The 23,083-nt window shown below is 46.2% G+C and carries 18 protein-coding genes; 11 read left to right on the top strand and 7 right to left on the bottom strand.

Annotated features, from left to right (window positions below):
• Nucleotide 1 precedes the first annotated feature (1 nt).
• Nucleotides 2–1,312, bottom strand: a complete 1,311-nt coding sequence (locus ICN37_RS06870) for an amidase (protein WP_216155987.1) — start codon at nucleotides 1,310–1,312, stop codon at nucleotides 2–4.
• Between the two features lie 76 nt (nucleotides 1,313–1,388).
• Here ICN37_RS06870 and ICN37_RS06865 point away from each other — a divergent pair, with 76 nt between their 5' ends.
• Both ICN37_RS06865 and ICN37_RS06860 read left to right on the top strand, forming a co-directional pair.
• Nucleotides 1,389–2,051 (top strand): SprT family zinc-dependent metalloprotease, encoded by a 663-nt coding sequence (locus ICN37_RS06865; protein WP_216155984.1) that lies wholly within the window; start codon nucleotides 1,389–1,391, stop codon nucleotides 2,049–2,051.
• 49 nt (nucleotides 2,052–2,100) lie between these two features.
• On the top strand, nucleotides 2,101–3,192 hold the full coding sequence (locus ICN37_RS06860; RefSeq protein ID WP_216860927.1) for a tartrate dehydrogenase: 1,092 nt from the start codon (nucleotides 2,101–2,103) through the stop codon (nucleotides 3,190–3,192).
• A 15-nt stretch (nucleotides 3,193–3,207) separates the two neighbouring features.
• Here ICN37_RS06860 and dnaQ read toward each other — a convergent pair whose 3' ends face one another.
• The 5 genes from dnaQ to ICN37_RS06835 all read right to left on the bottom strand — a co-directional run bounded on the left by dnaQ (nucleotide 3,208) and on the right by ICN37_RS06835 (nucleotide 9,727).
• Nucleotides 3,208–3,918: a DNA polymerase III subunit epsilon gene (dnaQ, locus tag ICN37_RS06855; protein ID WP_216155981.1), complete on the bottom strand. Its 711-nt coding sequence runs from the start codon at nucleotides 3,916–3,918 to the stop codon at nucleotides 3,208–3,210.
• Entirely contained in the window at nucleotides 3,918–7,016 is a 3,099-nt protein-coding gene (locus tag ICN37_RS06850; RefSeq protein ID WP_216155978.1) for an efflux RND transporter permease subunit, read from the bottom strand. Before ICN37_RS06850 ends, dnaQ begins: the two co-directional genes overlap by 1 nt.
• Nucleotides 7,013–8,323, bottom strand: a complete 1,311-nt coding sequence (locus tag ICN37_RS06845) for an efflux RND transporter periplasmic adaptor subunit (RefSeq protein ID WP_216155975.1) — start codon at nucleotides 8,321–8,323, stop codon at nucleotides 7,013–7,015. The genes ICN37_RS06850 and ICN37_RS06845 overlap by 4 nt, the downstream gene beginning before the upstream one ends.
• A gap of 111 nt (nucleotides 8,324–8,434) precedes the next feature.
• Complete coding sequence (gene rnhA / locus ICN37_RS06840) at nucleotides 8,435–8,899, bottom strand: ribonuclease HI (RefSeq protein ID WP_215319837.1); 465 nt, start codon at nucleotides 8,897–8,899, stop codon at nucleotides 8,435–8,437.
• A gap of 9 nt (nucleotides 8,900–8,908) precedes the next feature.
• The gene (locus tag ICN37_RS06835) at nucleotides 8,909–9,727 is read right to left on the bottom strand and encodes a class I SAM-dependent methyltransferase (RefSeq protein WP_215319836.1); all 819 of its coding nucleotides are present in this window, start codon (nucleotides 9,725–9,727) and stop codon (nucleotides 8,909–8,911) included.
• A gap of 6 nt (nucleotides 9,728–9,733) precedes the next feature.
• Here ICN37_RS06835 and gloB point away from each other — a divergent pair, with 6 nt between their 5' ends.
• From gloB to ICN37_RS06800, 7 genes are all read left to right on the top strand, one after another.
• A complete protein-coding gene (gene gloB / locus ICN37_RS06830) occupies nucleotides 9,734–10,543 on the top strand; it encodes a hydroxyacylglutathione hydrolase (RefSeq protein ID WP_215319834.1) in 810 nt (269 codons plus the stop codon).
• Nucleotides 10,543–11,979, top strand: a complete 1,437-nt coding sequence (locus ICN37_RS06825; protein WP_216155972.1) for a transglycosylase SLT domain-containing protein — start codon at nucleotides 10,543–10,545, stop codon at nucleotides 11,977–11,979. Before gloB ends, ICN37_RS06825 begins: the two co-directional genes overlap by 1 nt.
• Before the next feature lie 32 nt (nucleotides 11,980–12,011).
• Complete coding sequence (locus tag ICN37_RS06820) at nucleotides 12,012–13,895, top strand: propionate--CoA ligase (protein WP_216155969.1); 1,884 nt, start codon at nucleotides 12,012–12,014, stop codon at nucleotides 13,893–13,895.
• A gap of 244 nt (nucleotides 13,896–14,139) precedes the next feature.
• Entirely contained in the window at nucleotides 14,140–15,324 is a 1,185-nt protein-coding gene (gene carA / locus ICN37_RS06815) for a glutamine-hydrolyzing carbamoyl-phosphate synthase small subunit (protein WP_215319828.1), read from the top strand.
• Complete coding sequence (carB, locus tag ICN37_RS06810) at nucleotides 15,324–18,587, top strand: carbamoyl-phosphate synthase large subunit (RefSeq protein WP_216155966.1); 3,264 nt, start codon at nucleotides 15,324–15,326, stop codon at nucleotides 18,585–18,587. Before carA ends, carB begins: the two co-directional genes overlap by 1 nt.
• Before the next feature lie 58 nt (nucleotides 18,588–18,645).
• Nucleotides 18,646–19,122, top strand: coding sequence for a transcription elongation factor GreA (greA, locus tag ICN37_RS06805; protein WP_072582463.1), 477 nt, complete (start codon nucleotides 18,646–18,648; stop codon nucleotides 19,120–19,122).
• Nucleotides 19,122–19,595 (top strand): DUF4149 domain-containing protein, encoded by a 474-nt coding sequence (locus ICN37_RS06800; protein ID WP_216155963.1) that lies wholly within the window; start codon nucleotides 19,122–19,124, stop codon nucleotides 19,593–19,595. Before greA ends, ICN37_RS06800 begins: the two co-directional genes overlap by 1 nt.
• 28 nt (nucleotides 19,596–19,623) lie before the next feature.
• On the opposite strand, the gene ICN37_RS06795 is transcribed toward ICN37_RS06800, so the two are convergent.
• Nucleotides 19,624–20,250, bottom strand: a complete 627-nt coding sequence (locus ICN37_RS06795) for a YhbY family RNA-binding protein (RefSeq protein ID WP_216155959.1) — start codon at nucleotides 20,248–20,250, stop codon at nucleotides 19,624–19,626.
• A gap of 126 nt (nucleotides 20,251–20,376) precedes the next feature.
• On the opposite strand from ICN37_RS06795, the gene ICN37_RS06790 reads away from it, so the two are divergent.
• The gene (locus ICN37_RS06790) at nucleotides 20,377–21,051 is read left to right on the top strand and encodes an RlmE family RNA methyltransferase (RefSeq protein ID WP_216155956.1); all 675 of its coding nucleotides are present in this window, start codon (nucleotides 20,377–20,379) and stop codon (nucleotides 21,049–21,051) included.
• A 146-nt stretch (nucleotides 21,052–21,197) separates the two neighbouring features.
• On the top strand, nucleotides 21,198–23,075 hold the full coding sequence (gene ftsH / locus ICN37_RS06785) for an ATP-dependent zinc metalloprotease FtsH (protein ID WP_216155952.1): 1,878 nt from the start codon (nucleotides 21,198–21,200) through the stop codon (nucleotides 23,073–23,075).
• Nucleotides 23,076–23,083 lie beyond the last annotated feature (8 nt).

Below are 23,083 nucleotides of genomic sequence, written 5' to 3'. Positions count from 1 at the left end.
GCTAAGCCTGATCTCGCAGGGTGGGGTCAGGCAATGCCAATGTAAATGCCCGGGCAGCGCTCAATAAGAAATGATCTTTACCTGGGCCTGCGATGAGCTGGACTCCTACTGGCAATCCATTGGACCCATTACTTACGTTGATATTGATGCAAGGCAAACCTAGAAGCGTCCAAGCTCTAGAAAAAAGTGGATCTCCTGTGCCATCTTTAATATTAGGTGCTTCTCCATTTGCACTTGGGGCGATCAAGATATCAACTTCATTATTAAATAAGTCTTCCATAGCCGCCCTTGATCTATCGGCAAGGCTCAAATCTTTTGCATATTGCTCATAGCTAATTTCAGCGCCTTCACTGAGTTGCTTCAGAAGTTGTGGGCTAAGTTTTTTTGCATAATGCACGCGTTCAAAAGTAAGGCTGCGTGACATTTCAGAGATCATGATGCGAGTTTGGGCTTGGGTGAGTCCATCACATGTCTTTGGTAACTTCTGATCAATTACGGCTCCTTTAGCAATCTTTTCGGCAGCATGCCGGGCAACAGCAAGCGCTGTAGCAGTTTCTTTTTGTGCAAACGGCCAGCTAGATGTTTTGCAAATGGCGATGCGGGGTTTGTTATGCAAGACTTCAATTTTTGCTAGTCGATGATCACCACTCATAGCTGCTACACCAAGCCCTACATCTTCTACTGTTCTACCAAAGCAACCCATGGTGTCGAGTGTTACAGAAAAACTTTTAATTCCCGCAATACTAACTTTGCCATGACTGGGTTTAAATCCCACTACACCACAAAAGGACGCAGGGCGAATGATTGAGCCAGCAGTTTGACTACCCGTTGCCAGCGGGACCATAAAATCGGCTACTGCAGCAGCAGAGCCGCTAGAAGAGCCACCGGGAGTGTGCTTTGGGTTATGTGGATTCGTTGTTAGTCCACTCTTGAATGTTGCAAATTCTGTTGTAACGGTTTTGCCTAAAATAATGGCGCCAGACTGTCGCATCAGGGCAACCGCCACAGCATCGGCGACTGGATAGTGGTTGGCGTAAATGGGTGAACCATAGGAGGTCGGCAAATCATAGGTGTCATAAAGATCTTTAACCCCAATTGGGAGACCATGTAATAGACCCTGAATGGCGCCTTTATCAAGCTGTTTGGCGCGAGATAAGGCGTTTTCCTTACCCAGGCTTGCCCAGGCCTTAACAACGCTCTCTTTTTGTCCTATGCGGTCTAGGCAGGATAGGAGTAAATCAGTCGCTTTAATTTCCCTCTTATAGAGGGCTTTGATGGCTTGGGTAGCGCTTAGGCTTTCGAGATCTTTCATGGACTCATTCTACTTATGGTGGCGTATGATCGCAATTGATGGTTTTTGTCCTAGATTTCGATAGAAGAGAAGTTAAATGAAGCAACATACAGTCCGTGAGGCCTGGCTTGAAGACGCTGTAAGGCATCTAGAGCCGGTCTTTTCAAAAGCAGGTTATGCCATCCCTCCCGTCCGGGTCTCATGTGGATTTCCAGCCTCTAGTAGCCCTAGAACGACACTAGGGCAATGTTGGCCGCGTGAGCGCTCAGGCGGTGGCGTAAATGAGATATTCATATCCCCTAAGTTAGAAGAACCCGTACAGCTTTTAGATACCTTGGTTCATGAGCTCTGCCATGCGGTGGATGACTGCTTTAGCGGCCATGGCGAAGATTTCAAGGGAATCGCTCAAACGGTCGGTCTGGAAGGCCCCGCAAGAATGGCTCATGCCACTGAGGAGCTCACTGTAAGGCTGATGATGATTAGTCAGGAGCTTGGCCCTTACCCGCATCAAGCGATTGTTTTCCCGCCCCCAAGGCCTAGCAATGCCAGTCGAAGTAAGGCCAAATGTGGTCAATGTGGCTATGAGGTGACCTTGCTCAAGAAATGGGCCAGTTATGGCGCACCCATCTGTCCCAAGGACAATATTCGCATGCTCGAGGCCGTCCCAGAGACCATCGAAAATACCACTGATTACGATAGCGAATCAGTCGAAAAGGGTAGCAAGAAGGCGCCAGATGAAATTCGTCGCGCTATTAGCTAGTTATTTGTAAAATTCATCATCAACAATAATAAAACGAGACACATTATTTATGAACGCAAAGAAAATATTTAAGAATCCCAAGATTGCTGTTATTCCTGGAGATGGTATTGGTAAAGAAGTGATGCCAGAGGGCGTGCGTGCGCTAGAGGCAGCTAATCGTAAATTTAATCTCGGTATGCAATTTGATCATTTCGATTTTGCAAGTTGTGATTATTATCTCAAGCATGGCAAGATGATGCCGGATGATTGGTTTGATACTCTCATGAAGTACGACGCGATCTTCTTCGGCGCAGTCGGTATGCCTGACATCCTTCCTGACCACGTTTCATTGTGGGGAAGCTTAATTCAATTCCGCCGTGGCTTTGATCAGTATGTCAATTTGCGTCCAGTACGTTTATTGCCAGGAGTGCCATGCCCGCTAGCCAATCGTAAGCCTGGTGATATTGATTTTTTTGTAGTGCGCGAGAACACTGAGGGGGAATACTCCAGCGTTGGCGGAAAGATGTTCCCGGATACCGATCGCGAGATTGTGATTCAAGAATCAGTTTTCACAAGACAGGGCGTTGACCGAATTTTGCAATATGCATTCGACTTGGCGCAAAGTCGTCCTAAAAAACACTTAACCTCAGCCACTAAATCTAACGGTATTGCCATAACAATGCCTTATTGGGATGAGCGTGTAGAGGCGATGTCTAAGAAATTTGCCGATGTAAGAGCCGACAAATACCACATTGATATTTTGGCGGCTCACTTCGTTATGAATCCAGATCGCTTTGACGTTGTCGTTGCAAGTAATTTATTTGGCGACATTCTCTCGGATTTGGGTCCTGCATGTACCGGCACCATTGCAGTAGCGCCATCCGGCAGCATCAATCCTGAGGGTAAATTCCCGTCCTTGTTTGAGCCAGTTCACGGTTCAGCGCCTGATATCTTTGGCAAAATGATCGCCAACCCCATTGGTCAGATATGGAGCGGGGCGATGATGTTAGATCACCTTGGTTATCCAGAGGCTGGTAAGGCAATATTTAGTGCCATTGAAAAGGTATTGGCATCTGGTCCAGGACATGCGCCTTTGACACCAGATCTTGGTGGCACCGCTAAGACAGATGATTTGGGTAAGGCGATTGCCGCAGCAATCTAACTAGTAATCTACTAATTAGGCAGTAGCATTTAAAGGACTCCAAACGGGGTCCTTTTTACTTGCCTTGGCAATTTCTGCCAAGATTTTTTCATGGCTTTCAAGGTCATCATCTGATGCAGACAGCACCATGAGATTAGTTGGTAAAGCTTTGGTATGACCAGTAGAGTCTGCTCCCACTGTGTAGTCAATCAGATCAATCAAAAGGTCTTCTTGACCCCTTGTTATCGATACGTAAACTTCAGCTAGTAACTGGGCGTCTAATAACGCGCCGTGCAAAGTACGGTGTTTATTACTAATTGAAAAGCGTTCACACAGCGCATCTAATGAATTGCGCTTTCCAGGGAACATTTGACGCGCGTCGAGCAGTGTGTCGGTAATCTTGGAGGCTAAATTTCTGAAGGGAGGGCGCTTTAGAAGGGCAAACTCGTTATCTAAGAATCCCAAATCGAAGGCTGCGTTATGAATCACAATTTCAGCGCCATCTACAAACTCAATTAACTGCTCAACGATGTTTGCAAAGATTGGCTTATCAGATAAAAACTCTCTAGAAAGTCCGTGGACCGCAAAGGCGCCAGCATCAATATCACGCTCAGGATTAATGTAGTAATGGAAGGTTCTATCGGTAAGTCGACGACCAACCATCTCAACACAGCCAATTTCAATAATGCGGTCGCCGGTGGCTGGATTAAGGCCAGTAGTTTCGGTATCGAGAATCACTTGACGCATCAGGTTCCCTCTAGAACAGCTGGTGGAATATCCATCGGTCCATTGCCTGCATATTTATCCAAATAGAGATAAATCACGGGTGTAATGATCAACGTTACGAACTGAGAAAAAATCAGGCCACCAGCAACGCTGATGCCTAAAGGTTGACGTAACTCTGCTCCAGCACCCAGCCCAAATGCGATCGGAAGTGCACCCATGAGAGCGGCAACGGTTGTCATCATAATAGGCCGGAAACGCAAGATACATGCTTCACGAATGGCTTTTTCAGGAGACATGCCTTGGTTACGTTGAGCATCTAAGGCAAAGTCAATCATTAAGATCGCATTTTTCTTAACAATGCCGATCAATAATAAAATACCGATCGATGCAACGACGGTTAGCTCGAAGCCAAAGATGCGCAAAGCAAGGATGGCGCCAATCGCAGCAGATGGCAAACCAGCCAAAATAGTCAGCGGATGAATGTAACTCTCGTAAAGCACGCCAAGTAATATATAAATTACGCCTAGAGCCGATAGAATTAGTATCAGCTGACCTGATTGGTTGCTTTTAAATACTGCCGCATCTCCACCGTAACTCGTAATGATGGAAGCGGGTAAGCCAATTTCCTTGGTGTATTCCTCAATCTTTTTCGTGGCGTCACCAAGGAAGACATCAGGAGCAAGGTTGAATGACAGGGTTACAGCCGGAATTTGCCCTTGATGGTTTACGGCGGTTGGGCCGATTTCACGAGTGAAGCTAGCTACGCTAGATAGTGGAATCAGCTTGTCGGTTGCGCGACCTCTTACAAAAATCTTATTCAGATCCGTCTCATATTGACGATCTTCTTCAGCAGCTTCTAGGATCACGTAATAAGTATTCACTGGTGTGTAGATAGTAGATACCTGCCTCTCACCGTAGGCAGAATAGAGGGCTGTACGGATGTCAGCAATCGTAACGCCGGCACTAGCCGCTTTTTCACGATCAATATTGATCTTGACGTTGAGACCTTTTAGCTGTGAGTCACTGGTAACGTCACGGAAAAGTGGGTCGGTACGCATCTTTTGCATCAACTTATCAGCCCATTCATTCACGCCTTCAAAGCCAACACTTTGCAAAGTAAATTGGTAGCGGCTTTTACTATTTTTGCCGCCAAGCTGTAAATTCTGGACCGGACGCATGTAGACCTGAAGGCCGGGGATCTCTTTAAATTTATTTCTTAATCCCTCCATCACCTGAGCCATCTTAGCGCGATCGCCCTTGGGCTTAAGAATGATAAAAATCCTGCCGGTGTTGTAGCCTGAGCTCGCACCACCGCCAATGACTGAAATAGAGCTATCCACATTCGGGTCTGTATTCACTAGTTCTGCAGCTCTATCCTGAAGTGCCAACATCGCTTTAAAGGAGATATCTTCAGATGCCTCAGTAGTTGCTTGAATTTGCCCAATATCTTCTTCTGGAAAGAAACCCTTCGGGCTATAGACAAACATCACCACGGTAATGACAAAGGTGGAAAGGGCGCCCCATAAGACTTTCTTACGATTATTAAGGGCCAGATCTAGGTAGTGAATATAGGTTTTCAGCATCCAGTCAAAGACGCGATCAAACTTCTTGTTGATGGCATATTCCTTGGCATGCTGACCTGGTTTTGGTAGGAAGCGACTGCAAAGCATCGGCACAACCGTCAGCGATACGACTGCTGATACCAAAATTGAAAGGGAAACCACTACCGCAAATTCTCTAAACAGAAGGCCAATAGGACCAGCCATAAAGAAGAGTGGAATAAATACAGCCACCAAAGAAATAGAAATGGAAATAATCGTAAAGCCCACTTCTTTGCTACCTTTGAGGGATGCTTTGAGTGGGTCCATACCTTGTTCAACATAACGCATGATGTTTTCAAGCACCACAATTGCATCATCAACAACCAAGCCTACAGCAAGCGTAATACCCAGAAGCGAGATGTTGTCTAAGCTGTATCCCAAAAAATAGAGCAGAAAGAATGCCCCGATCAGTGAGATTGGAAGGCTGATAGAGGGAATAACTGTCGCCGAAACATGTTTCAGGAACAAGAAAATTACCATAACAACCAACAAGATCGTTAAAGCCAATGTGAGATTAACGTCATGTATCGCTTCTAGAATGGAGAGCGAACGATCATTCAACAATTGCATACGAACAGATTCCGGCATCTGCTTTTGTAATTGAGGTAGTAATGCCTTAACGGAGTTAACAACATCCACAGTATTCGCGCTCGGTTGGCGCAATACTGCAATCGCAATAGAGCGCTCTCCATTAGCACTCGCCAATGTTTTTACATCCTCGTAACTCTCGATCACATCGGCAACGTCCTTGAGGTAGATCGGAAGACCATTTTTTTGACTAACAATTAAATTGGCAAACTCTTCAGGTCTTACTAGTTGTGGGTTGGCATAAATAGTGATGGCCTGACGGGGCCCGTCTAAAACCCCTACAGGACTATTGGAGTTGGCTTTGTTGATAGCAACGGCGATATCGTCAATAGTGAGATTGCGGTTAGCAAGAGCGTCGGGATGCACTCGTACGCGAACCGCATAACGCTTTGCACCATAAACAAGAACTTGCGCTACACCACTAATGGTTGATAAGTTAGGTGAAAGTAAATTTTCTGCGTATTGATTGAGATCTGAGAGACTGATTGATGGCGAGCTCATGCGCACCACTAGAACAGGAGTGTCGGCTGGATTTATCTTCCGGTAGGACGGTGGCACCGTCATTTCAATCGGTAAGCGCTTTTGGGCTCTCAACAAAGCTGCTTGAACGTCAACTGCGGCTTTATCAATATCTCGATCGTTATTGAATTCCAAAGTAATGCTCGTACTGCCCAAAGAATTAGTGGAGCTAATTACGGTAATGCCATCAATCGTCGAAAATTCTTTTTCAAGGGGAAGGGCTACCGAGGCAGCCATATTTTCTGGTGATGCACCCGGTAAAGATGCGCTTACAGAAATAACTGGCGTATTAAAACTAGGTAGCGCAGCTACTGGAATTTTCATGTAGGCAACAGCCCCTGCGATGACTGTTGCTATCGAGAGCAACACCGTCATTACCGGGCGCCGAATACATAATTCGGATAGTGTCATTTTTTCTCTGGGGCTGTTGGAGTTGTTGAGGTAGTAGTTGCTTGCGGTGCAGCTGATTTATCCTCGCGGACTTTGCTTCCTGGACGCAAATTCTGCTTACCTTCAACCACTACTCTATCGCCATCATCTATACCGGTAACAACAGACAATCCTTGGTAGTCATAAACTACTTTCACGGGTTTGGCTGCAACTTTGTCATCTTTATCGACCACGTAAACCAATTTTCCGCGGGGATTGATCACTACCGCTTGCGATGGAATAGCTAAGGCATCCTTTAGAGTGTTGGCCACTAGGGATACGCGAGCAAATTCACCTGGCAAGAGGGTTTTGGCGTCATTCGGGATTTGCGCTTTTACGCGTACCGCCGCGATCGAAGGATCGACTTGGTTATCAACGACCAGCACCTTTCCTTCGTAAGTTCTTTTGCCGCTATCGCCTACAGTCACCGTAACATTCATCGCATCACCATCTAACTGGTTCTCTAAGATGATCGGAATATCTTTTTCTGGAATGACAAATTGAACATCAATTGGGTTTAATTGAGTAATGGTCACCATGGATCCAACGCTGGATGTAGCAGTTGAGCTGGTCGCGGTGGAAACAATGTTGCTAGCCTGGACAAGGGAGCCCGGGAATACATTGACGATGCCAGCACGACCATCAATAGGGGACTTAATGTAATCAAAAGAAAGCTGCACTTCTGCCGCGCGGGCTGCTGCTTGTGCTGACTTGGCATTTGCCAATGTAGTTTCTAGAGCGGCTTTAGAAATAAAGTTTTTAGCAACCAATTCTTTGGCGCGTAAGTACTGTTTTTGAGCATCATCAGCAAGAGCTTTGAGCTTTTCATAGTTGGCTTTATCGTTGCGGTCATCCAAGGTAAAAAGCAGATCGCCAGCTTTAACTTCTTGACCATCTTTTACCTGAATTGTGGCGACGGTATTAGTAACCATCGGGCGAATGTCAACGATGCTATTGGAAACGATGGTGCCAGTTGCCTCAATGATTAACGGAACATCTTTTTTCTGGACTACAAACGATGTCACGGTAACGGGGCCACCACTCTTAGCTGAGGCTGGGAAAAAATAGTCATATGCTTTTGAGCCCGCATAGAGCAAAACCAGAATTAATAGCAAGCGCCATTTAAACCTCACTAAAAAGGATTTAACCGTAGCAAAATCCACTCTCTTTGCTTGGCTTAGCTGGGGTGAATATTTTTGCCAAAGAGCGCACAAGCGAACTTTGCCCATCTCTTTAAATTGAACGAGTTTGGCAAATGCCTTATCGAGTGAAGATTCTATTTTTGACACAGTCTCATTTTTCTTGGTTTTTTGTGGGTTTTATGCTGTTTCTAAGCCATTTAGAGCATGATCATTCTCTCATAAGATGGCTAAAAAGGAGGGTGTAGACGTGCATTCGCCCTAGGGCAAAAACTCCTCAACACCCTTATTGGCTAACTGGTCGGCCAACTCATTTCCAGGGTGTCCGTTATGCCCTCTAACCCAGTGCCAGGAGATCTCATGCCCTGGGAGCAGGGAGTCCAGTTCCTGCCAGAGATCTGCGTTTTTGACTGGATCCTTGCTGGCGGTCTTCCACCCCCTTTTTTTCCAGCCCTCTAGCCATTCCGTTACCCCTTTTTGGACATATTGGGAGTCAGTCCACAACTCAACGGTGCTGCGTTGTTTGAGGGCTTTTAGGGCGAAAATGACTGCAGAAATCTCCATGCGGTTGTTGGTGGTGAGCTTTTCGCCCCCGTGAATATGCTTTTCGTGCCCACCAGATCGCAATACAGCCCCCCAGCCTCCAGGGCCGGGATTCCCTTTACAGGCACCATCGGTATAAATCACGATATGAGGGGGGTGGGGGTGTGATTTGGTATGCGGCATGGCGATAATTTACTTGGTATTGCCTCTTTTGAAGCGTTTTTGGATATTGCTGCGCTCGGCGGCGGGAGTTAGTTGTTGCATGGCCGGTATACGGACAAGTGATGCTGGGCCAATGAGGCGCATTCCTTGTTGGCGCTTAATGGCTGAAACTAAAAAAACAGCCCCAAATATAGGCCACCAACGATTCCCCATTTTTTCAAGAAAATTCATCTTGCCCATCGCAGATTCACCCTGCAGGGGAAATTTATAGCAACCAAAGTGACCTCGGTCCAAAGAGAAGTTAAGTAACTCCAGCCAATCTTTTATGCGGATGAGACTAATAAATTGCCCATCTCTAGGAAGGTAAGGGGTTCCAACCAATCTGCTGAGATATTGTCTGGCGCCCCATAGGCTTGCGGGGTTAAAGCCGGAAATAATTAAACGACCTTCGGGTCGAAGTACTCGATCGACTTCGCGCAATATTTGATGGGGATCAGTGGCAAATTCCAAAACATGGGGCAGAACAATTAAATCTATACTTTCGCTGGCAAAGGGGAGGTCTGTCGAGTCACCTTCAATTAAATGCCAGTTGTAATTAGTTGTATGAGAGCGACTATCGTTAGAGTGAATCAGGATGGCATGCAAAGGCATGCGATTTTCACTAAGCGTATTTATCTGAGGTAGGCCTATTTGCACTGCATGAAAGCCAAAGACATCGGCAACAATTTGGTCAAAACACCGTTGCTCCCACGCTAGCACGTAGCGTCCAGGAGGAGATTGGAGCCATTTTTCCCATGAGCTCCAGGGAGGTGCAGGTGTCTGAGAGGGTATGGGTGGGGTTGGTATCATGGGTCTATGGATAAGAATACTTTATTGCAGGTTTGGCCCATTCCGGCTTTTGATGATAACTATATCTGGTGTATTCACGATGGCAGCTCTGCTTTAGTGGTGGATCCAGGTGATTCAGCACCAGTTTTGGAGTACCTGAGCACAAATCATTTGACCCTTAAAGGCATTCTTATTACCCACCACCATGCGGACCATACGGGTGGCATTCTCAACTTATTGGAAAGTTTGGGTGCGGATCTGCCTGTTTATGGCCCAGTTGGTGGCAATATTCCAGGTCGCACTAATGTCGTAATGCAAGACGATAAATTTGAAATTGCTTCCCCGCGCATTAGCTTGAAGGTTCTCGAAGTTCCTGGGCATACCTTAAGTCACATCGCTTATTTTGCAAACATGCAGGCAAATGTTGTTGAGCCAATGCTTTTTTGTGGTGACACGTTATTTGCCTCTGGCTGTGGAAGATTGTTCGAGGGGACACCAACCCAAATGACGGAGTCGCTTGGTAAGTTTGCCGCGCTGCCAAAAAATACTTTGGTTTATTGCACCCATGAGTACACCTTATCGAATATTCGTTTTGCTTTAGCAGTAGAGCCAAACAACCTTAATCTACTCTCATGGGCAGAGCAGGCTAAATCTTTGCGAGAGCAGGGTTTGCCAACTCTTCCAACCACTATTGGACAAGAGCTGCAAGTTAATCCATTCATGCGTTGTGATCAAGCCGAAGTCATTGCAATGGCTAAAGAGGTTTCAGGTCAGACATCATTGCCAACGCCTGCACATGTATTGGCAGTCATTCGTGGCTGGAAAGATCGCTTCTAATGCGAATGATGTATGCAGTAGTAGTGATTACTGCCTTGTTAAGTGGTTGCGCTAGCACTGGCGACTGGTCTTCTGATACGCCAACTAGAGGGAATTCAAAAGCTTCTAGGGCTGCAAGGGTTAACCTCAAAAATCAATCCGTCAGCAAGGTTTATGCGCCTTCAGACAACCTGTGGATCCGCATTCGGGATGGCTTTCAAATGGAGCCCATGAACAGCCCGTTAGAGATCGAACAGGTTCGCTGGTTGGCTGCAAGACCAGACTATGTAAATCGCTCGATGACGCGTTCTTCACGCTATTTGTTTTACATCGTTCAAGAAGTAAATGCGCGCAATATGCCCACCGAGATTGCATTACTACCATTTGTTGAAAGTGCGTTTGTAACCAATGCAAAGTCAAATGCAAAGGCTGTGGGTCTATGGCAATTTATGCCTGCCACCGGCAAAGACTTTCGTCTCACACAAAACGTATTTAGAGATGAGCGACGAGATATTGTGCAGTCAACGGATGCGGCCTTGGATTACCTACAACGTTTGAATAATCAATTCGGTAGCTGGGAGCTCGCCTTAGCAGCTTACAACTGGGGTGCCGGCAATATTACGAAAGCGCAAAAGCGTAATGCCGCTGCAGGCTTGCCTATAGATTATGAGAGCTTGACCTTACCGCGCGAAACTAGAAATTACGTTCCTAAATTAATGGCGTATCGTCAAATTGTGTTGGATCCACAGGCATATGGCATTGTGCTTCCTGAGTTAGAAAATCACCCATATTTTGTTGCAGTTGATGTGGGTAGCGATATTGATGTTGCCCTAGTTATTAAGTTGGCCGATATACCAGCGGATGAATTTTATAGCCTGAATCCATCATTTAATAAGCCGGTTATTTTAAGTAATGCTAACCAGCAAATTCTGTTGCCGTTTGCGCATGCTGAGATCTTTCAAGATAACCTCAAGCAATACCCTAAACCTCTTTCGTCGTGGACTGCTGTTCAAGTATCCAAAACAGAAAGTGTTGATCAGGCAGCTAAAACGTTAGGGGTTGATGTAGATACTCTGCGCGAGGTCAACGGCATTCCAAGGGGAATGCGTATACGGTCGGGCTCTACCGTGCTGGTCCCTAAAACCAGTCGCAGGCCGGGTGATGTTTCAAGTGCCATGGCAGAAAATGCTAGCCTCAGCTTAGAAAAGCCAGCTCCACCTGCACCCAAATGCCCCAAACCGGCAAAGGGTGCAAAAGGGGCTAAATCAAGTAAATGTGTAGCACCCAGAAACACCAAAACAGTAGATAAGGTCGCCTCTAAGGGTAATTCTTCTGGAAAAAATGCTGCATCTCAGCATAAATCCGCATCGACAGGGCTTGCAAAATCTGCGAAAAATGGTAGTTCACCTGCCTCAACCAGCAGCAACGCTAGTAAAGGGGTGAGCAAGAGCCAATAATTTGAGTAACTTTTTAAGAGATCAGGTTGACCATGTCCTACAAAGCACACCACGAACGTTCAATTAAAGACCCGGATGGATTTTGGGGTGAGCAAGCGCAGTTAATACATTGGGAAAAACCTTTTAACAAAGTTCTTTATTACGACAACCCACCATTTGCTAAATGGTTTGAGGGTGGCTCAACGAATCTTTGCTACAACGCAGTTGATCGTCACTTAAAAGATCGTCCAGATCAAATTGCCTTGGTTGCGGTTTCTACAGAAACCAATCAAGAGAAGGTATATACCTTTAAAGAGTTATACGAAGAAGTGAATCGTATGGCAGCAATTTACAAAGCAGCGGGCGTTAAAAAGGGTGATCGTGTACTCATTTACATGCCAATGATTGCTGAAGCTTGTTTTGCTATGCTTGCCTGCGCCCGCATTGGCGCCATTCACTCTGTTGTATTTGGTGGCTTTGCATCCCACAGCTTGGCATCTCGCATTGATGATGCAAAACCAAAGCTGATTGTTACTGCAGAAGCAGGTGCACGTGGTGGCAAAGCAGTTCCTTATAAGCCATTGCTTGATGAAGCAATTACGCTGGCTGAATACAAACCTGAAAAGGTTTTGATTGTGAATCGTGGTTTGACTGAATTCACCACCGTCGCTGGACGTGATTTAGATTACGCAAGCGAACGCCAAAAACATTTAAATGATGTAGTGCCTGTTGAATGGGTTGATGCAACACATCCTTCCTATATTTTGTATACCTCCGGTACAACTGGAAAGCCTAAAGGTGTTCAGCGTGATACAGGCGGCTATGCAGTGGCTCTCGCCGCCTCGATGAAACATATCTTTACCGGCAATGCTGGTGAGACCATGTTCTGTACGTCTGATATTGGTTGGGTTGTTGGCCACAGCTACATTATTTATGCGCCATTGCTATCTGGTATGGCCACGATCATGTACGAGGGCACTCCCTTGCGTCCTGATGCAGGCATTTGGTGGGAGCTAGTAAATAAGTACAAAGTGTCAGTCATGTTTTCTGCTCCAACAGCAGTTCGCGTTCTGAAGAAACAAGATCCCGCTTTCTTAACCAAGTATGACCTTTCTAAATTGCGCGCTCTGTTCTTGGCGGGTGAGCCCTTGGATGAACCGACTGCCAGCTGGATTCATGGCGCAATTAATAAGCCAATTGTCGATAACTACTGGCAGACAGAAACAGGTTGGCCAATGCTGGCAATTCAACGTGGCGTTGAAGTCATGCCACATAAATTTGGTTCACCAGGTGTGCCATCATTTGGTTACAACATGAAGTTGCTTGATGACGCTACTTCCGAAGAGCTGGGTCCAGATCAGAAGGGTGTCATTGCTATTGAAGGTCCATTACCTCCAGGTTGCATGCAAACTATTTGGGGCGATGACAAGCGCTTTGTTAGTACTTATTGGGAAACAATTCCGGGCAAATTAGTCTACTCCACCTTTGACTGGGGCATTAAAGACAAAGATGGCTATTTCTTCATCTTGGGTCGTACGGATGACGTAATCAACGTAGCTGGACATCGCCTTGGTACTCGCGAAATCGAGGAAAGTATTTCCAGTCATCCGAATGTTTCAGAAGTTGCCGTGGTTGGCATTGAAGATAAATTAAAGGGGCAAGCCGCGATTGCCTTTGTGATTCCTAAAGATGCATCCAATACTGCTACTTTGGAAGCTGAGTGCATGAAGACTGTCGATACCACCTTAGGGGCGATTGCACGACCTGGCCGGGTTTATATAGTTACTGCGTTGCCAAAGACACGTTCAGGCAAGATTGTTCGTCGTGCACTACAGGCCGTAGCCGAAGGTCGTGATCCTGGTGATATCAGCACGATGGATGACCAGTCTGTACTAGCTCAAATTAAGACCATTATTGAGCAGAGCGCCAAGGCTTAAAACGCCCAACTTTGAACAAATTGCTCCTCCAGCCATTAGGCCGGGGGAGCTTTTTACCTTCCAGCCCCCATTTGACTTGATATCCAAGGGTTTACGAGCAAAAATGTTATGATTACAGGGTTCGAAACTTAATATATACCCTAGCGCTTAAAGACACTCACCACCCGCAAAAATATCCCCGGGCTAGTCTTTTTTGGGGTTTTGAGCGTCGGATGGAGCAGGGACTGGAGATGGTTTGTCACCCTTGCTTCCTTCTTTTCCCCCAGCCGTGTTGGCCTTAGCCGACGGCACATTATTTCCCGGTTTTAGCATTGGCGCCTCTGGCGAAACTACTGGCGAAGTCGTATTCAACACTGCATTGACTGGCTATCAAGAGATCATTACTGATCCCAGCTACTCACGCCAAATTGTTACCTTAACCTACCCACATATCGGTAATGTCGGTGTCAATGCCCAAGATGCGGAATCAGATCAGATTCATGCAGCAGGCTTAGTAGTGAAGGATCTTCCAAAACGCGTATCCAATTTCCGTTCGGAAGGCTCTTTAGATGACTACCTTACCAAAGCAGATGTTTTAGGGATTGCTGGCATCGATACACGCAAGCTCACCAGAATTCTGCGTGATAAGGGTGCACAATCCGGCGCTATTGTTGCTGGTAAATTAGGTGATAACTATGAATCCTTAGGGGCGAAGGCTCTTGAGCTTGCTAAAGCTTTCCCTGGCATGTCAGGCCTAGATCTTGCAAAGGTAGTGACTACCAAGAAAGCCTATCAGTGGCGCGAGGCTGAATGGGATCTTCATGGGCCAAATGGCAAGCCTGCTTATAGAACATTAGATACTAGCAAGCCAATTAAAAAGGTAGTTGCTTATGACTTTGGTGTGAAACGCAATATCTTGCGCATGCTGACTGAGCGAGGCTGCGAATTAACAGTTGTGCCTGCGCAAACTAGCGCAGCAGAAGTGCTAGCCATGAATCCGGATGGCGTGTTCTTCTCAAATGGCCCTGGCGATCCTGGTCCATGCGATTACGCTATTGCTGCCGCAAAAGAAATTATTGAAAAAGGTGTGCCAACCTTTGGCATCTGTTTAGGCCATCAAATCATGGGTCTTGCAGCAGGCGCAAAAACACTAAAGATGAAATTTGGCCACCATGGCGCTAATCATCCTGTGAAAGATTTAGATACAGGACGTGTTGCCATCACCTCACAGAATCATGGTTTTGCCGTTGATGCTAATACCTTGCCAAGCAATATTCGCGTAACCCATGTTTCTTTATTTGATGGATCCTTGCAAGGTTTGGCGTGGAATGACAAGCCAGCGCTGTGTTTCCAAGGGCATCCTGAGGCCTCACCAGGTCCTCATGACATTGCCTATTTATTTGATCGTTTTATGGAGCTAATGAATGCTACCAAGAAGGAGGGCAAATAATGCCTAAGCGTAGCGACATTAAGAGCATCCTGATTATTGGTGCTGGTCCGATTGTGATTGGACAGGCCTGTGAGTTTGACTACTCTGGAGCGCAAGCTTGTAAGGCATTGCGTGATGAGGGTTATAAAGTTATTTTGGTCAACAGTAATCCTGCAACCATCATGACTGACCCAGAGATGGCTGATGTAACGTACATCGAGCCGATTACTTGGGAAGTAGTTGAGCGCATTATTGCTACCGAAAAGCCTGATGCCATTTTGCCAACCATGGGTGGCCAGACTGCACTGAACTGCGCTTTAGATCTACACCGTCATGGCGTTTTAGAGAAATACGGTTGCGAATTGATTGGCGCTTCACCAGAAGCCATTGATAAAGCAGAAGATCGTCAAAAGTTTAAAGAAGCCATGACCAAAATTGGCCTAGGCTCTGCAAAGTCCGGCATTGCGCACTCAATGGATGAGGCTCATGAGGTTCAGCAGCAAATTCAGAAGCAAACTGGCAGCTCAGGTTTCCCAGTGGTTATTCGTCCATCATTCACCATGGGTGGTTCGGGAGGTGGTATTGCTTATAACCGTGAAGAATTTGAAGAAATTTGTAAACGTGGTCTCGATTTATCGCCAACACGCGAACTCTTAATTGAAGAGTCTCTTTTGGGCTGGAAAGAATTCGAGATGGAAGTCGTGCGCGATCGCAATGACAACTGCATCATCGTTTGTTCAATTGAAAACTTAGACCCAATGGGCGTACATACCGGTGACTCAATTACCGTGGCGCCTGCGCAAACGTTGACGGATAAAGAATATCAAATCATGCGTAATGCATCGATTGCTGTTCTGAGAGAAATTGGTGTTGATACCGGTGGGTCTAACGTTCAGTTCTCGATTAATCCAGTAGATGGTCGCATGATCGTCATTGAGATGAATCCAAGGGTATCCCGTTCATCGGCTTTAGCATCAAAGGCTACAGGTTTCCCAATTGCAAAGATTGCGGCTAAATTGGCCGTAGGTTATACACTTGATGAACTCAAGAATGATATTACTGGTGGTGCCACACCGGCATCATTTGAGCCTTCAATCGATTACGTTGTTACCAAGATTCCACGTTTTGCATTTGAAAAGTTCCCGCAGGCTGATTCCCGCCTAACAACGCAGATGAAGTCAGTTGGCGAAGTCATGGCCATTGGCCGGACTTTCCAGGAGTCTTTCCAAAAAGCGCTCCGCGGTCTTGAGGTTGGTGTTGACGGCTTGGATGAAGTATCCACAGACCTTGATGACATCATTAATGAAATTAATGAGCCGGGTCCAGATCGCATTTGGTATTTGGCAGACGCATTCCGCATGGGTATGGGTCTTGATGAGATCTATAGTGAAACTAAAGTTGATCCCTGGTTCCTGGAGCAAATTGAAGAACTGATCACCATTGAGACTGAGCTTAAGCAGCGCAAGATTGATAGCCTAACAGCCCCAGAGTTGCGCTCTGTAAAGCAAAAAGGTTTCTCCGATCGTCGCTTAGCAAAGTTACTCAAAGTTGACGCTGCGTCCGTTCGTGCAGCGCGCCATCGATTGAAAGTTGTTCCAGTCTACAAGCGTGTTGATACATGTGCTGCCGAATTCTCGACTAACACTGCTTATTTGTATTCAACCTATGAAGCAGAGCATGGCGAGTGCGAATCATACCCAACCAATAAAGAAAAGATTATGGTTTTGGGCGGGGGGCCTAACCGAATTGGTCAAGGTATTGAATTTGACTATTGCTGCGTGCATGCTGCTTTAGCAATGCGTGATGATGGCTACGAAACTATCATGGTTAACTGCAACCCTGAAACCGTATCGACTGACTACGACACCTCAGATCGCCTGTACTTTGAGCCTCTAACTCTTGAAGATGTATTGGAGATTGTTGCTAAAGAAAAACCAAAGGGCGTCATTGTTCAATACGGCGGTCAAACTCCTTTGAAATTGGCTTTAGATCTTGAGCGCAATGGTGTTCCAATTATCGGCACTTCACCAGATATGATTGATGCAGCAGAAGATCGCGAACGCTTCCAGAAGCTACTACAGGATCTCGGATTGCGTCAGCCACCTAACCGTACAGCGCGTACTGAAGAAGAGGCTCTCAAGCTTGCCGAGGAAATTGGTTATCCATTAGTGGTTCGTCCTTCCTATGTCTTGGGTGGTCGTGCAATGGAAATCGTTCATGATGGTCGCGACCTTGAGCGTTACATGCGTGAAGCCGTTAAGGTATCCCATGACTCTCCTGTGCTGCTAGATCGCTTCTTGAATGATGCTATCGAATGTGACGTCGATTGCATCAGTGATGGTACAGCTGTATTTATTGGTGGCGTCATGGAACATATCGAGCAAGCCGGTGTTCACTCGGGTGATTCTGCCTGCTCGTTGCCTCCATATTCGTTATCCGATGCAACGGTAGAAGAGATTAAGCGTCAGACTGCGGCGATGGCTAAAGGTCTGAATGTAGTTGGCTTAATGAACGTCCAGTTTGCGATTCAGAATGTAGATGGCAAAGACGTCATTTATGTCTTGGAAGTAAATCCGCGCGCCTCACGCACCGTACCGTTTGTATCAAAAGCCACTGGTTTGCAGCTGGCGAAGATTGCTGCACGTTGTATGGTTGGTCAGACTCTAGAGCAGCAGGGTATTAAGGCTGAAGTGAAGCCGCCATACTTCTCAGTTAAGGAGGCTGTATTTCCATTTAATAAATTCCCAGGCATTGATCCAATTCTCGGACCAGAAATGCGCTCCACTGGCGAAGTGATGGGTGTTGGCAAGACCTTTGGCGAGGCTTTATTTAAGTCACAGTTGGGTGCCGGCATCAAATTGCCAAAGAGCGGAACAGTTCTTTTGACCGTCAAAGATAGTGACAAGCCAAAAGCAATTGAAGTTGCTAAGTTGTTGCATCAACTGGGCTTCCCGATGGTTGCGACAAAGGGTACAGCAGCAGCAATTGAAGCGGCTGGCTTACCGGTAAAAGTAGTTAATAAAGTAAAGGATGGGCGCCCCCATATCGTGGATTTCATCAAGAATGGTGAGATTTCACTTGTCTTTACTACTGTGGATGAGACCCGGACAGCGATTGCTGACTCTAGATCAATTCGAACCAGCGCTCAGGCTAATGGTGTTACGTATTACACGACCATTAGTGCCGCACGAGCAGTGATGGATGGTTTGTTAGCCTCAGAAAATGGCCGACTCGACTCCCTCGAGGTTTATTCCTTGCAAAACTTACATCGGGAGCTCATTTAATCTAAAATTGACTTTTATACGCGCTATTTTGCGCAAGAATTTAAGTTAGGTTAGTTTCATGAGCACAATTCCGATCACTAAGCGCGGTGCAGAACTTCTCAAAGAGGAGCTGCACCGTCTTAAACACGTTGAACGTCCTTCTGTTATTAATGCCATCTCCGAGGCTCGCGCTCAAGGCGACCTTTCTGAGAATGCTGAATACGATGCTGCCAAAGAAAAGCAAGGCTTTATTGAAGGCCGCATTCAAGAGTTAGAAGGCAAGTTATCGGCAGCTCAAATTATTGACCCTGCTACTTTGGATGTTGCTGGCCGCATAGTATTTGGTGCTACTGTTGATCTTGAGGATTTAGAAGATGGCACTAAGCTCACTTATCAAATCGTTGGGGATGATGAGGCGGATATCGCCGTTAAGAAAATCTCCATCAGCTCACCTATTGCCCGTGCATTAATTGGCAAAGAGGAGGGTGACGTTGTTGCCGTGCAAGCCCCAGGCGGCAATCGCGAAGTTGAAATCTTGGCCGTCCGATACGTTTAATGCACCATATCCGCACCCAGAGAATATTCAGCCTAATTTCAGGTCTTTGGGTAGGTAGTTTTATTACCATTGGATTTTTAGTTGTGCCTATCTTATTCTCTAGTTTGGGAGATAGACAGGTTGCCGGCATGGTTGCAGCAAATCTCTTTAAAACCACGGCGTATATCGGTGTCGCCTTAAGCGTATTTCTAATGGTGATGGCAAATCACCTAGTAAGACATGGTTACGAATATTACCGTATCACCCGCTGGATCCTATTGGGAATATTCTCATGCACTGTTGGGGCTGCATTCATTTTCATTCCTTGGATGGATTCATTACGAGATCAAGCGCTCTATTTAGGCCTGTCAGTTCGCGAGTCTACAAATGCAGCATTATTTGCTCGCCTGCATGGAGTTTCTAGTGCAATCTTTATGATTCAATCGGTACTCGGCCTAGCCTTAGTTTGGCGGTCAACAAAAAACGCCGACTAGCGGCGTTTTTGTATTTCACTTGCCAGAATTAAGAGCCAAGTGACTTTTTCTTAGTGCTGCTCATTCTGACTTTACGCTTCTTAATCGGAGCTGGTGCAGCAACTGCTTTTCTATAGCCGGGAGAAGACCAGCCAATTTTTGATTCCGCCGCTTCAGAGCGCAAAACCCGCTTCTTAGGTGTTGCTGATTTCACTGCGGCAGCACGTGCAAATGGTGCTGCATTTGAAGCGGAGCGACGATCCGATCTTTCGGAAGTGCTAGTACGCACGCCAGCTTTTGCTGGGGCACGATTTGGCTGGCGTTTCGTGCGAGGAGCCTGCAAAGATTTCTTGGTTTGCTTGCTTGATCTACCAAGATTGCTAAAAACTTCATCCACCATATCTTTTGGTTTCCATAACACGAGTAACTTGCCGATATGTTGAACTGGAGCAGCGTCAAGTTTGTCGCAAAGTTCTTCATACATAGCAATGCGTGCTTCGCGCTCATCACCAAAAACACGAATCTTAATTAATCCGTGGTGATTAATGGCCAATTTAGCCTCTTTGATGACAGCAGGTGTTAAGCCATCGCCACCAATCATGACAACAGGACTTAGATCGTGAGCGTCAGCTTTGAGGGATTTACGTTGTGCAGGGGTAATAGTGAGTGCAGTCATGGGGTTGATGATAGAGCATTGAGGGTCTAAATTGCCCTTTTAGCTTGAATTTGCCTGTATTTTGATCGATTCCTTTTGCTTTAGAGCTCAGAAACTAGGAAAATGGAGGGCGAAAGTGGGTAAGTTGTGGCAAAGAATAAATTTAATAAAAGTTGGTTACAGGATCATCTATCCGATCCCTATGTGAAGATGGCTCAAAAAGAGGGCTATCGCGCTAGAGCGGTTTATAAGCTCAGTGAAATTGACGAGCAAGATCATCTTATCAAGGCAGGCATGACTATCGTGGACTTAGGGAGCGCTCCCGGGAGTTGGTCTCAGTACGTCCGCAATCGCCTCACTGAGCTTGGTAAAAGCAATCCCAAAATTGAGTCCGGCAAACCGGATGGTCAGATTATTGCCATCGATATTTTGCCAATGGAAGATATAGCAGATGTGAGCTTTATTCAGGGTGATTTTAGGGAAGAAGAGGGGCTTGCTGCTTTAGAGGCGCTTTTACCGATGAGTGCTGAAGGCAAAGTCGATTTGGTTTTATCAGACATGGCGCCAAACCTTTCTGGGGTTGGTGTTGCTGATGCTGCCAGAATGGCTTTTTTAGCAGAGATAGCCCTAGACTTCGCTACTGCTCATCTGAAACCTGAGGGTGCGCTTTTAATCAAATGTTTTAACGGTAGTGGCTATAGCCAGATAGTGGAATCCTTTAAAAAGGTCTTTAAAACCGTTGCCTCCCGTAAACCTAAAGCATCTAGAGCAAAGTCTTCTGAGATCTTCCTTTTGGGTAGAAACCTAAAACCTCGGAAATAGGCTCTCAATACTGGTTAATACCCCTGTTTTTATAGGGTTTTATCAAATATATACGCCTTTAGCCCTTGAAAAAGGGTGGTAGTAGAATCAAATACTTAGGAAGCAAATCGCTTTAACTCCTGGTTCAATCCAGAAAAGGACTCATTTTGAACAGCAATATGTTCCAAAAAATCGGTGTGTGGCTCATTGTGGGCTTGGTGCTTTTCACTGTTTTTAAACAGTTTGATAAGCCTAAGGACCAAACTCAGGTGACGTATTCCCAATTCATGGATGACGCTAAAGCCGGCAAAGTAAAGCGTGTAGATGTGCAAGGTCGCACATTGCAAGTATCGCCTGCTGACGGCACTAAATACTCCATCATCTCTCCAGGTGATATCTGGATGGTTGGTGATCTCATGAAATATGGAGTTCAAGTTACCGGCAAAGCTGATGACGAACCGAATATGTTGGTTTCTGCTTTGTACTATCTTGGCCCTACTTTATTAATTATTGGCTTTTGGTTTTTCATGATGCGCCAAATGCAAGGTGGCGGTAAGGGCGGTGCATTCTCCTTTGGTAAATCTAAAGCGCGCTTGATTGACGAGAACAGCAATACGGTTACCTTTGCCGATGTTGCAGGTTGCGATGAAGCCAAAGAGGAAGTCTTTGAGATTGTTGATTTCTTAAAGGACCCACAAAAGTTTCAAAAGCTTGGTGGCCGCATTCCGCATGGTGTATTGCTCGTAGGCCCTCCGGGTACTGGTAAGACCCTTTTAGCTCGCGCCATCGCGGGTGAAGCTAAGGTGCCATTCTTCTCGATCTCCGGCTCGGACTTCGTGGAGATGTTTGTTGGTGTTGGTGCATCACGTGTTCGTGACATGTTTGAAAACGCCAAGAAAAATTCTCCTTGCATCATCTTTATTGATGAGATTGATGCTGTTGGTCGTCATCGCGGTGCCGGCATGGGCGGCGGCAATGATGAACGCGAACAAACGCTAAACCAAATGCTGGTTGAGATGGATGGTTTTGAAAGTAATAGTGGCGTGATCGTAGTAGCCGCTACTAACCGCTCTGATGTGCTTGATAAAGCTTTATTGCGTCCAGGACGTTTCGATCGACAAGTGCACGTAGGTTTGCCAGATATTCGCGGTCGTGAACAAATTTTGCAAGTGCATATGCGCAAAGTACCGATTGATCCTGATGTCAACGCCGCCGTTTTGGCAAGGGGCACTCCAGGCTTCTCAGGCGCAGATTTAGCGAACCTGGTGAATGAATCTGCATTGTTTGCAGCACGTCGTAATAAGCGTGCAGTAGATATGAAGGACTTTGAAGACGCTAAAGACAAGATTTATATGGGTCCTGAGCGTAAGTCTGCTGTTATGCGCGAGGAAGAGCGTCGCAACACCGCATATCACGAGTCTGGCCATGCTGTTGTAGCTAAGGTTTTGCCTAAAGCTGACCCTGTTCATAAAGTTACCATCATGCCGCGAGGCATGGCTTTGGGTGTGACTTGGCAGTTACCAGAGTTTGATCGCGTGAACTTGTATAAAGATCGCATGATGGAAGAGTTGGCCATATTGTTTGGTGGTCGTGCTGCTGAAGAGGTGTTCTTGCATTCTTCAAGTACTGGCGCTTCCAATGATTTTGAGCGCGCCACGAAAATGGCTCGTGATATGGTGACTCGTTATGGCATGAGTGATAGCTTGGGCACCATGGTTTATGTTGATACCGAATCAGAAAGTATTTTTGGTCGCAACAGCACCAAAACAGTTTCTGAACTAACCCAACAAAAGGTAGATGCTGAAATACGTACGTTGATTGATAGCCAATATGCCTTAGCTAGATCGATCTTGGAACAAAACCGAGATAAGGTTGAGGCGATGGTTGCAGCTTTACTGGAATGGGAAACCATTGATGCAGAGCAAATCAATGACATCATGGAGGGTCGCCCGCCGCGTGCACCTAAGCCCCCACCCGCAACTCAGTTTGGTAATTCCGCTGGTACCCCTGGCCCTGCTGCTGGCAGCGCTCCAGCCACCGCTTAATTACCCTG

It is taken from the genome of Polynucleobacter sp. P1-05-14, assembly GCF_018881675.1.
Lineage (GTDB): Bacteria > Pseudomonadota > Gammaproteobacteria > Burkholderiales > Burkholderiaceae > Polynucleobacter.
Note: the sequence above shows the minus strand (reverse complement) of the source record. Positions and strands in the feature narration are given on the sequence as shown.